This is a genomic window from Nakamurella sp. (assembly GCF_048594475.1).
In the GTDB taxonomy this organism is placed as follows: domain Bacteria; phylum Actinomycetota; class Actinomycetes; order Mycobacteriales; family Nakamurellaceae; genus Nakamurella.
Genome location: NZ_JBMDXT010000260.1, coordinates 1 through 9,896, shown reverse-complemented (window position 1 = coordinate 9,896; position 9,896 = coordinate 1). Strand labels below are relative to the sequence as shown.

Below are 9,896 nucleotides of genomic sequence, written 5' to 3'. Positions count from 1 at the left end.
CCGACCTTGTCGTCGAACGCCTTGATGTTGCCCGGGTTGACCCGCACCGCGGCACACCCGGCGTCGATCGCGGCGAACACGTACTTGGGCTGGAAGTGGATGTCGGCGATCACCGGGATCTGCGACTTGCGGGCGATGATCGGCAGCGCCTCGGCGTCGTCGGTGCTGGGCACCGCGACCCGGACGATCTGGCAGCCGGAGGCGGTCAGCTCGGCGATCTGCTGCAGCGTCGCGTTGATGTCGGCGGTGACGGTGGTGGTCATCGACTGCACCGACACCGGGTGGTCGCTGCCGACGCCGACGCCGCCCACGTCGAGCTGGCGGGTCTTGCGGCGCGGCGCGAGAACCGGCACGACGCGGTCGGCGGGCATGCTCGGCAGGCCCAGGCCCACGGAAGTCGCCCCTGGAGATGTCATCTGTTCATTGTCCGTTTCAGCCGAAGAGTTTGACGGGGTTGACGACGTCCGCGACCAGCGTGAGCGCGGTCAACCCGATGAACAACAGTGCCACGACGTAGGCGACCGGCATCAGCTTGGCCACGTCGAACGGCCCCGGGTCGGCCTTGCCGCGCAACCGGGCCCAGCCCTTGCGGACCCATTCGATGACCGCGCCCAGGATGTGACCGCCGTCGAGCGGGAGCAGCGGCAGCATGTTGAGCAGGAACAGGCTCATGTTGAAGCCGGCGACCAGCTGGAGGAACAGCACCCACTTGTCCTGCGTGGTCGTCTGGTCCGACTCCAGGATCTCGCCGCCGATGCGACCCGCGCCGACGATGCCCACGGGCGAGTCCAGGCTGCGCTGCTGGCCGTTGAAGATCGCGTCCCACAGGGCGGGGATGCGCGACGGGATGGCCACCACCGCCTGGGCCGCCCGGCCGATGAACTCGCCGGTGTAGGTGAACGCGGTGCCGATGGACTGCGGCTGGTACTCCGCCTGCGACGTGACGCCCAGGAAGCCGGCCGTCTTGACCCCGACCTGGTTGCCGTTCTCGTCGAAGACCGGCTTCTGGTTCGCCACGACCGGCACCGCGGCCATCGCCGTCTGCCCGTCGCGGGTGTACTCGAGCTGCACGGTCCGGCCGGCGGCGCCCTCGATCAGCCCGGTCAGGTCGGTCCAGCTCGTCACCGGCGTGCCGTCGAAGCCGGTGATGGTGTCGCCGGGCAGCAGGCCGGCCTGGGCGGCCGGGGTCGGTGCATCCGCCGCCGTGCAGGCCGTCTGCTGGGTCTGACCGGCCGCGGCCGCCGGGATGACGCACTGGCTGACCTGCGCGATCGTCGTGCTCGGGGCCTTGACCCCGACCCCGACCAGCAGGACGGCGAAGATGCCGACGGCCAGGATCAGGTTCATCACCGGGCCGGCGGCCATGATGATGATGCGCTTGCCCGGGTGCAGCTGGTAGAACTGCCGGCCGTCGTCGGCCGGGGTGACCTGGGACCGGTCGCCGGCCCGGGTCTCCTCCACGATGTTGCGGACGAAACCGGTGGCGCCCATCGCGGTGGTGGTGATCTTCTGCCGGCCGTCCTTGCCCGGCGGCACCATGCCGATCATCCGGATGTAGCCGCCGAGCGGGATGGCCTTGAATCCGTACTCGGTCTCGCCGACCTGCCGGGACCAGATCGTCCGGCCGAACCCGACCATGTACTGGGTGGTGCGGACGCCGAAGAGCTTGGCGAACGTCAGGTGCCCGGCCTCGTGCCAGGCGATGGAGAACAGCAGCGCCAGCAGGAACGCGACGATGCCGATGACGGTCCACATGGCTAGAGCCCTGTTCTCCCGGTGGCCACCACCGGTGCCGGGCCCGCCCCGACCCGGACGGTCGAGCGGGCGATGATCTCCCGGGCCCGTTGCCGGGCCCAGTCCTCCGTGGCCCAGACGTCGTGCACGTCGCGCGGGTTGCTCCGCGCCTGGTCGGCCTCATCCAGGATGCCTGCCAGCAGGTCGGAGATGCCTGTGAAACCCACCCGACCGTGACGGAATGCCTCGACCGCCTCCTCGTTGGCGGCGTTGAAGGCGGCCGGCACGGTGCCGCCGGCCCGGCCGGCCGCGTAGGCCAGGTCCAGGGCCGGGAACACGGCGCGGTCCACCGGCTCGAACGTCCACGCGGTCGGGGAGCCGAAGTCGCAGGCCCGGGCGACCGGATCGAGCCGGTCCGGCCAGCCCAGCCCCAGCGCGATCGGCAACCGCATGTCCGGCGGGCTGGCCTGGGCGATGGTCGACCCGTCGACGAAGGTCACCATCGAGTGGATCACCGACTGCGGGTGCACCACGACGTCGATCCGGTCGAACGGGATGTCGAACAGCAGGTGGGCCTCGATGACCTCCAGCCCCTTGTTCACCAGGGTCGCCGAGTTGATGGTGACGACCGGTCCCATGGCCCAGGTCGGGTGGGCCAGCGCCTGCTCGACGGTGACCCCGGCGACCCGTTCCCGCGACCAGCCGCGGAACGGCCCGCCGGAGGCGGTGACCACGAGCCGGGCGACCTCGTGGGGGGCGCCGCTGCGCAGGCACTGGGCCAGCGCGCTGTGCTCGGAGTCGACCGGCACGATCTGCCCCGGCGCGGCCGCCCGCGTCACCAGCGTCCCGCCGGCGACCAGGGACTCCTTGTTGGCCAGCGCCAGCGACCGGCCGGCCCGCAGGGCGGCCAGGGTGGGCTCCAGCCCGATCGAGCCGGTGATCCCGTTGAGCACGACGTCCGCCTCGACCTGCTCGACCAGGTCGGTCGCGGCGCGGGGGCCGTCCAGGACCCGCCGGCCGGGGATCTCCACCCGGCGCGCGGAGGCCAGGACGGCGCCCGGATGGGCGGCCGCCTGCGCGGCGAACAGGTCGGCGTTCGCGCCGCCGGCGGCCAGCCCGACGACCTCGAACCGGTCGGGGTGCGCGGCAACGACCTCCAGGGCCTGGGTGCCGATCGACCCGGTCGATCCGAGCACGATCACCCGGCGGGGAGCGGCCGCGCGGGGGCCGCCCGGAGGCGGCGGGGACGGGTGGTGGTCGGTCACCGGACCATTCTCCCCCGCCCCTCGCCGGATCTGGGGTCCCGCCGTCCGCGCACCGTGGGATCTTCGTGAGCACGGGGTTCGGCCCGGGTGCCGGAACCGCACATACTGGCTGGATGGCCGCCGCCCGTCCCACGACCAGCACACGCTGGGTGGTGGGGATCATGGTGGCCGCGCTGCTGGCCTCCGTGCTGGTGGTCGTCGGGCTGATCGAGATCACCGGTCAGAGCCCCTCGTCGGCCGGCGGTTCGTCGGAGTCGCCGGCGCCCTCCGCGGGTGCTTCGGACGGCGGGTCGGCGGGCGCATCGGACGGTGGATCGGCCAACGGCACGGCCGGCGGGTCGGGCGCGCCGTCGGCGGGCCCGGACGCGTCCGCGACCGCCGGACCGTCCGCCTCCGCCTCGGGTACCGCCGGCCCGACCACGACGCCGGTCGTGCTGGCCGGGTCGGGCCTTGACCTGCCGGCGGCGTGGACGGGGACCGCCGACATGACGATCACCGTGCAGGGCAAGTGTGCCGAGACCGGCGGCACGTCGTTCTACACCCGGCCCGCCCAGTTCGCCCTGCAGGTCTCGCCGACCGCACCGGCGACGGTCCCCGCATCGACGCCCGCCGGGGCCAGCGGGTCCGCGGGGTCATCGGCATCGGCCGTCCCGGGCGGCGTGACCGGCGGGTCGCCCGCCGGCCCTGATGCGGGACCGGCGGCCGACCCGGCGGGAGGCACCCCGGACCAGGTCGACCCGGTGGTGGGCACTCCGGCGCCGAGCCCGACCACGGCCGTGCCGCCGGTACCGGCCGGGCCGGTGTCGATGACGCTCGGCATCACCTCCACCGACGTACCGGGCCTGTCGCTCTACTCGACCTCGAGCAGCCGGGACGGCTCGATCCGCCGCACCTGGGTGGTCGACACCGCCGCCGACCCGGCCACCCCGGACCGCACCTCGATCACGGCCACACTGGCCGACGACCAGCCGCTGGGCGGCGCGCTGCCACCGAACCTGCTGGTCGATTCGGAGACCGACCTGCTGCCCTGCGAGACCGGCAACGGCGTCCGCCTGCCGCGGCCGCTGGCCCGCGGCGCGACTGTCACCGGATGGGTGAGCGCCACCCAGGCCGTGCTGGACATCGCGGCCGTGACGACCGACGGTGAGCGGACCGTCCAGGCGCATCTGGATCTGACCCGCACCCCCGGTTCCTGACCCGCCGTCCGCGCCACCCCACGCGGCCCGGGCGCCCCCGTCATGTCAAGATGGACGCCGAAGAGCCGACTCCACCGAGCACGGGAGGGCCCATGGCCGGCACCACCATCGAGCCGCACGGCGCTGCCCCCGGCGGTTCGGAGATCGCCACCACCCAGCACGGCGCCGTGGTCGCGTACAACCCGGACGCGCCGAGCGAGGAGTGGGGCTGGCACGGCTCGTTCCGCGAGAAGATCGCCCCGCGCGGATCCCGCATCCTGCTCTGGCTCGGCGTCGTCGGCCTGCTGCTGCTGGCCTTCTTCGGCAACCACGAGTCCAACGTCGAGGAGTACTGGCTGGTCACGATCGCCGCGCTGATGGCGATCTGGATCGTCGCCGGTGAGTTCGCGATCAAGCGGGAGCGGCGCCGGCGCCCCTGACGGCTGCGCGGATGCTTCGCGATCCGGGCCGCCGCCATCGGTGGCCGACCGGGGCGACCACGGCGCACGTCGCGTCACCGCGTCCCCGCCCTGCGCCTGCGTCCGGCCCGGCCCGGCCCGTCGGAGCGAGGCCGGGTCAAGGACGGCCCATGGGAGACGCTGGCCGTGGAATCCGTTGGCTGCGCCGTCCGGCCGTGGGTGCTCGCTGCGCCTGACCGACGGGTCTACTTCGATCCGGAGCAACAACAATGACCGAGGACGAGTTCTGGGCGATCGTCGAACGATCGCGGGGCGGCGGCGTCGGACTCGATCCGGACATGTTGAATCAACTGTCGGTCGTGGTTCACGGGCTGTCGGACCAGGAACTCCTCGCCTTTGACGGGCACTTCCGGGCGGCGCGGGACCGGGCGTACTCCTGGGACCTTTGGGCGGCCGGGTACCTCATCCAGGGCGGCATGAGCGACGACGGGTTCGAGGACTTCCGCAGCTGGCTGATCGCGCACGGACGCGACATCTATGTGCGAGCGCTCGCCGAACCGGACAGCATGGTCGATCTGACGTGGCGCCCCGATCTGGAGGACATGGGTCTGGCCGAGTTCTACGCCTCCGTCGCCGTCGAAGAGATGGGCCGGCGTGGCCTGTCCGCGCCCTACGATCCGGGTCCGCAGGACCCATCCGGCGCTCCCTTTCCGGAGGACGACGACGAGTGGTTCTCCCAGCGTTTCCCACGGCTGTGGGCGCGCCTGAGCGGATAGGCACGGCGGACTCGGGCCATCGCCCCCGGGGCCGATCCAGCGACCTCGGCGGCGACACGCTCCGCAGATGACACATCGCGATTCGGTGTGAGATACTGATCCCGGTTGGCTTCCATCGACCCTCTCACGGGCCCGGTGGATCACCACGATTCTTGGCCTTCCGTGGGTGTACTCCGACGAAGAAGACGAAATCGTCGGCTAGCCGCGCGGCGCAAGAGTGTCGCGCTTCGCACATCCAGCAGGGAGCATTCATGGCACAGGGAACCGTCAAGTGGTTCAACGCGGAAAAGGGCTTCGGCTTCATCAGCCCGGACGACAGCGGACCTGACGTGTTCGTGCACTACTCGGAGATCCAGTCCAGCGGCTACCGCTCGCTGGAGGAGAACCAGAAGGTCTCGTACACCGTGACCGCGGGCACCAAGGGCCCGCAGGCCACCCAGGTCACGCCGCTCTAGGCGGCACCTGCACGAAACGACACCCGCGGCCGGCAACGGTCGCGGGTGTCGTCGTTTTTGCGTCGCATGCGGGCCGGGCCCGACCCGGCGCAGCGGCGGCCCGTCCATCGCTCGATCGCGGGTGCGGCCCGCTCGGTCCATGGAACGGCAGAGGGCGGCGGAGGGTCCGATCCCGGTCAGGCCGGCGGAGCCACGTCAGGCGGCGGAACCCCGTCAGGCCGGCGCGACGCCCTCGGCCGCGAGCTGACCGCAGGCGGCCGCGATCTCCTGACCGCGGGTGTCGCGCACGGTGCAGGCCACCCCCTGAGCACGGACCCGCCGGACGAACTCGTCCTGCACCGGCCGGGGCGAGGCGTCCCACTTCGACCCCGGCGTCGGGTTGAGCGGGATCAGGTTGACGTGCACCAGCGGGCCCAGATGCTGCCGCAGCAGCGACCCGAGCAGATCGGCCCGCCAGGGCTGGTCGTTGATGTCCCGGATCAGCGCGTACTCGATGGAGACCCGGCGCCCGGTGGTGTCCGCGTACCCCCGCGCCGCCTCCAGCACCTCGGCGACCTTCCACCGCTCGTTGACCGGCACGAGCGTGTCGCGCAGCTCGTCGTCCGGGGTGTGCAGCGAGACCGCCAGCCGGACCTGCAGCTTCTCCTCGGTCAACCGCCGGATCGCCGGCACCAGGCCCACCGTCGACACCGTCACCGACCGGGCCGAGATGCCCAGACCGGCCGGCGGCGCGGCGACGATGGCCCGCACCGCGGCCAGCACGCGGTTGTAGTTGGCCAGCGGCTCGCCCATGCCCATGAAGACCACGTTCGACAGCCGGCCCGGGGCGCCGAGGGCACCGTCACGGGCCATCCGGGCGGCCAACCGGACCTGTTCCACGATCTCGGCGGTGGACAGGTTGCGCTGCAGTCCACCCTGTCCGGTGGCGCAGAACGGACACGCCATCCCGCAGCCGGCCTGCGACGAGACGCACAGGGTGATCCGGTCCGGGTACCGCATCAGCACGGACTCGATCAGCGTGCCGTCGTGGGCCCGCCACAGCGTCTTGCGGGTCGACCCGTCGTCGCAGGCCAGCGACCGGACCTCGGTGAGCAGCTCCGGCAGCAGCGCGTCGACGAACTCCGCGCGGCCGGCCGCCGGCAGATCGGTCATGTCCGAGGCGTCGCGGGTCAGGCCGCCGAAGTAGTGCTGGGCCAGCTGGGTGGCCCGGAACTCGGGTTGCCCCGCGGCCTTGACCGCGGCCCGGCGCTCGGTCGGATCGAGATCGGCCAGATGGGTCGGCGGCCGCCCACGGCGGGGCGCGGTGAACACGAGTGGCAACGAGGCAGGCATGGCCCGGCCATTGTCCCACGATCGAGACCCGATCGAGACGAACCTCAAGCTCGGGTCCAGGGTTGGCATCGATCCGGTCACGATCCGCCGGTCGCGCCCGATCCGGCGCGCTCCTGGGCTAGGGGTTGCCTGAGTCGACCGGACCGCCGCACCGGGCGATCGGCCGCCCACGGCCCAAACGGGCACACTCGGGCAGGACTTTGGTCCCGAATGAATCCGAATGTTTCCGAGTGTGTTGACATGGCGGTCGCATGGGGGTCATACTCGTAACCGTCATCACACGGAGCCTTCAGCGCAGATCCGGGCAGGATTCCCTCCCGACTCGCAGATTCCGGGATTGCGGACCACGATTTAGCAGGCAACGGGCCACCAGGCCCCCACCCGACAGTGGAGTCGACATGTACGCACCGGAACGGCAGCAGGCCATCCTCGGCCACGCCCGTTCGGTGGGTCGGGTCGACGTCAACGAGCTGGCCGAGACCTACGACGTCACGCCGGAGACGATCCGTCGCGACCTCAACGAGCTCGAACGCCAGGGTCTGGTGCGCCGGGTGCACGGCGGCGCGATCCCGGTCGAGCGGCTGGGTCTGGAGCTGCCGGTCGCCCAGCGCACCGGGCAGAACGCCGAGCTCAAGGAGCGGATCGCCAAGGCCGCGCTCGACCAGCTGCCCGACGGCGGCTCGATCATCATCGACGCCGGCACGACCACCGCGCGGCTGGCCGAGATCCTCCCCGCGGACCGCCGGTTCACCGTCGTCACGCACGCCCTGCCGATCGCCGCGATGCTGGCCGATCGGCCGCAGATCACCCTGCTGCTGGTCGGTGGCCAGGTCCGTCAGGGCACGCTGGCCGCGGTCGGCAGCTGGGCCCAGACCGGCTATCGCGGCGTCCTGGCCGACGTCGCCTTCGCCGGCACCAACGCCATCAGCACCGCCCGCGGGCTCACCACCCCCGACCTGGCGGAGGCGGCCGTCAAGCACGCGCTGATCGCCTCCGCCCGCCGCACCGTCGTCCTGGCCGACCACACCAAGGTCGGCCGGGACGAGTTCGCCCACGTGGCCGACCTATCCGAGGTCGACACACTCATCACCGACAGCGAGGTGGATGCCGACATGGCCCAAGAGATCCACGACGCGGGAGTGGAGGTCGTGCGCGCATGACCGAAGCCACCCGTCCGGGATCCGTGGTCACCCTGACCCCGAACCCGAGCATCGACCACACGGTCGAGATCCCGGCCCTCGAGCGGGGTGAGGTCCAGCGGACCTCCACCGCGCTGGTCGAGGCCGGCGGCAAGGGCGTCAACGTCGCCCGGGTGCTGGCCAAGCACGGCCATCGCACGATCGCGATCCTGCCGGCCGGCGCCGACGCCCAACGGATGATCGCCCTGCTCGAGCCGCAGAAGGTCACCACCGTCCCGGTGCCGATCGCCGGCAGCATCCGGACCAACATCGCGGTGGTCGAGCAGGACGGCACCACGACCAAGCTCAACGAGCCCGGCGCCACCCTGTCGCCGGTCGAGCTGGCCGCGCTGCTCAACGCCGTCGAGGAGTACCTGGCCCCGCGGCCGTCCTGGCTGGTCGCCGCGGGCAGCCTGCCGGGCGGGGTGCCGGACGACTTCTACGCCCGGGTCGCCGCGCTCGCGGTCGCCGCCCGGGTGCCGGTCGCCATCGACACCTCCGGCCCGGCCCTGGCCGCGGCCATCGACGCCGGCGCCACGGTCATCAAGCCCAACCTCGAGGAGCTGGAAGAGATCCTCGGGCGCGAGCTGACCACCGTCGGCGACGTCGTCCAGGCCGGCCGCGACCTGCGCGCCAAGGGCACGAAAGAACTGCTCGTCAGCATGGGTGGCCACGGCGCCCTGCTGATCACCGAGCAGGGCTCCTGGTGGGCCGGCGGTCCCCCGCTGGTGCCACGCAGCACCGTCGGTGCCGGTGACTGCACGCTCTCCGGTTACATCCATGCGACCGGAACCCCCGCTCAACGACTGGCCACCGCGGTGGCCTGGGGGCGGGCGGCCTGCCTGCAGCCCGGGTCCACCGTCCCCGGCCCCGAAGACACCCGAGCCTGCGCCGACGCAGTCCGCGTCGTCGCCGATCCCGATCCCCTCCAAGCAGTGAAGGACGTCGCCTCATGACCGACCTGATCACCCCCGAACTCGTCGTCCTGGACCTTGTCGCCTCCGACAAGGCGGACGCGACTCGGCAGATCGCCGAGAAGTTGCAGGCCGCCGGCCGGGTGACCGACCTGGAGGGCTTCCTGAAGGACGTCGCCGCCCGCGAGGCGCAGATGGCCACCGGGATGCCGGGCGGTATCGGCCTGCCGCACGCCCGTTCCGAGCACGTGACCGTGCCCTCGCTCGGGCTGGCCCGGGTTCCCGGCGGCGTCGACTTCGGCGCCCCCGACGGCCCGGCGACGCTGGTGTTCCTCATCGCCGCCCCGGCCGGTGGCGGTTCCGAGCACCTGACCATCCTGGCGGCGCTGGCCCGCCGGCTGGTTCGTCCCGCCTTCCGCCAGACCATCATCGACGCCGCCGACGAGGCTGCGGTGGCGTCCTACGTTCAGTCGGAGGTGGGTGGCTGATGAAGTTCGTCGCCGTCACGTCATGCCCCACGGGCATCGCGCACACGTACATGGCCGCGGAGAACCTCGAGCAGACCGGTAAGGATCTCGGTCACGAGGTTCAGGTCGAGACCCAGGGTTCCGCGGGCACCGTCCCGCTGTCGGACGACATCATCGCCGC

At 72.1% G+C, this 9,896-nt stretch carries 12 protein-coding genes; 8 read left to right on the top strand and 4 right to left on the bottom strand.

The window, feature by feature from the left end:
* The 3 genes from ACOJUF_RS12035 to dxr all read right to left on the bottom strand — a co-directional run.
* A partial coding sequence (locus ACOJUF_RS12035) for a flavodoxin-dependent (E)-4-hydroxy-3-methylbut-2-enyl-diphosphate synthase (RefSeq protein WP_420122085.1) occupies positions 1-416 on the bottom strand: 416 nt, incomplete at its 3' end.
* 16 nt (positions 417-432) lie between these two features.
* Positions 433-1,755 carry a M50 family metallopeptidase gene (locus tag ACOJUF_RS12030; protein WP_420122084.1) on the bottom strand — a complete coding sequence of 441 codons (1,323 nt, stop codon included), beginning with the start codon at positions 1,753-1,755 and terminating at the stop codon, positions 433-435.
* Between the two features lie 2 nt (positions 1,756-1,757).
* Complete coding sequence (gene dxr, locus ACOJUF_RS12025) at positions 1,758-2,999, bottom strand: 1-deoxy-D-xylulose-5-phosphate reductoisomerase (RefSeq protein WP_420122083.1); 1,242 nt, start codon at positions 2,997-2,999, stop codon at positions 1,758-1,760.
* Positions 3,000-3,112: 113 nt separating this feature from the next.
* Between dxr and ACOJUF_RS12020 the strand changes: the two genes are divergently transcribed.
* The 4 genes from ACOJUF_RS12020 (at position 3,113) to ACOJUF_RS12005 (ending at position 5,824) form a co-directional block, all read left to right on the top strand.
* Entirely contained in the window at positions 3,113-4,195 is a 1,083-nt protein-coding gene (locus tag ACOJUF_RS12020) for a hypothetical protein (protein ID WP_420122082.1), read from the top strand.
* A 92-nt stretch (positions 4,196-4,287) separates the two neighbouring features.
* Complete coding sequence (locus ACOJUF_RS12015; RefSeq protein WP_420122081.1) at positions 4,288-4,614, top strand: DUF2631 domain-containing protein; 327 nt, start codon at positions 4,288-4,290, stop codon at positions 4,612-4,614.
* Positions 4,615-4,862: 248 nt separating this feature from the next.
* The gene (locus ACOJUF_RS12010) at positions 4,863-5,369 is read left to right on the top strand and encodes a DUF4240 domain-containing protein (protein WP_420122080.1); all 507 of its coding nucleotides are present in this window, start codon (positions 4,863-4,865) and stop codon (positions 5,367-5,369) included.
* Between the two features lie 251 nt (positions 5,370-5,620).
* Positions 5,621-5,824, top strand: a complete 204-nt coding sequence (locus tag ACOJUF_RS12005) for a cold-shock protein (protein WP_420122079.1) — start codon at positions 5,621-5,623, stop codon at positions 5,822-5,824.
* A gap of 213 nt (positions 5,825-6,037) precedes the next feature.
* Here the strand turns inward: ACOJUF_RS12005 and rlmN are convergent, their stop codons facing one another.
* On the bottom strand, positions 6,038-7,156 hold the full coding sequence (gene rlmN / locus ACOJUF_RS12000; protein ID WP_420122078.1) for a 23S rRNA (adenine(2503)-C(2))-methyltransferase RlmN: 1,119 nt from the start codon (positions 7,154-7,156) through the stop codon (positions 6,038-6,040).
* Between the two features lie 398 nt (positions 7,157-7,554).
* Here rlmN and ACOJUF_RS11995 point away from each other — a divergent pair, with 398 nt between their 5' ends.
* The 4 genes from ACOJUF_RS11995 to ACOJUF_RS11980 all read left to right on the top strand — a co-directional run.
* A complete protein-coding gene (locus ACOJUF_RS11995; protein WP_420122077.1) occupies positions 7,555-8,316 on the top strand; it encodes a DeoR/GlpR family DNA-binding transcription regulator in 762 nt (253 codons plus the stop codon).
* On the top strand, positions 8,313-9,290 hold the full coding sequence (gene pfkB, locus ACOJUF_RS11990) for a 1-phosphofructokinase (protein WP_420122076.1): 978 nt from the start codon (positions 8,313-8,315) through the stop codon (positions 9,288-9,290). The genes ACOJUF_RS11995 and pfkB overlap by 4 nt, the downstream gene beginning before the upstream one ends.
* A complete protein-coding gene (locus ACOJUF_RS11985) occupies positions 9,287-9,736 on the top strand; it encodes a PTS sugar transporter subunit IIA (RefSeq protein ID WP_420122075.1) in 450 nt (149 codons plus the stop codon). The genes pfkB and ACOJUF_RS11985 overlap by 4 nt, the downstream gene beginning before the upstream one ends.
* The coding region (locus ACOJUF_RS11980) for a PTS fructose transporter subunit IIB (RefSeq protein WP_420122086.1) at positions 9,736-9,896 on the top strand (161 nt) is incomplete at its 3' end. The genes ACOJUF_RS11985 and ACOJUF_RS11980, both read left to right, overlap by 1 nt.

Coding starts and splice junctions, on each gene's coding strand:
- ACOJUF_RS12030 (WP_420122084.1), bottom strand. CDS start 1,755: ATGTGGACCGTCATCGGCATCGTCGCGTTCCTGCTGGCGCTGCTGTTC.
- ACOJUF_RS12020 (WP_420122082.1), top strand. CDS start 3,113: ATGGCCGCCGCCCGTCCCACGACCAGCACACGCTGGGTGGTGGGGATC.
- ACOJUF_RS12015 (WP_420122081.1), top strand. CDS start 4,288: ATGGCCGGCACCACCATCGAGCCGCACGGCGCTGCCCCCGGCGGTTCG.
- ACOJUF_RS12010 (WP_420122080.1), top strand. CDS start 4,863: ATGACCGAGGACGAGTTCTGGGCGATCGTCGAACGATCGCGGGGCGGC.
- ACOJUF_RS12005 (WP_420122079.1), top strand. CDS start 5,621: ATGGCACAGGGAACCGTCAAGTGGTTCAACGCGGAAAAGGGCTTCGGC.
- rlmN (WP_420122078.1), bottom strand. CDS start 7,156: ATGCCTGCCTCGTTGCCACTCGTGTTCACCGCGCCCCGCCGTGGGCGG.
- ACOJUF_RS11995 (WP_420122077.1), top strand. CDS start 7,555: ATGTACGCACCGGAACGGCAGCAGGCCATCCTCGGCCACGCCCGTTCG.
- pfkB (WP_420122076.1), top strand. CDS start 8,313: ATGACCGAAGCCACCCGTCCGGGATCCGTGGTCACCCTGACCCCGAAC.
- ACOJUF_RS11985 (WP_420122075.1), top strand. CDS start 9,287: ATGACCGACCTGATCACCCCCGAACTCGTCGTCCTGGACCTTGTCGCC.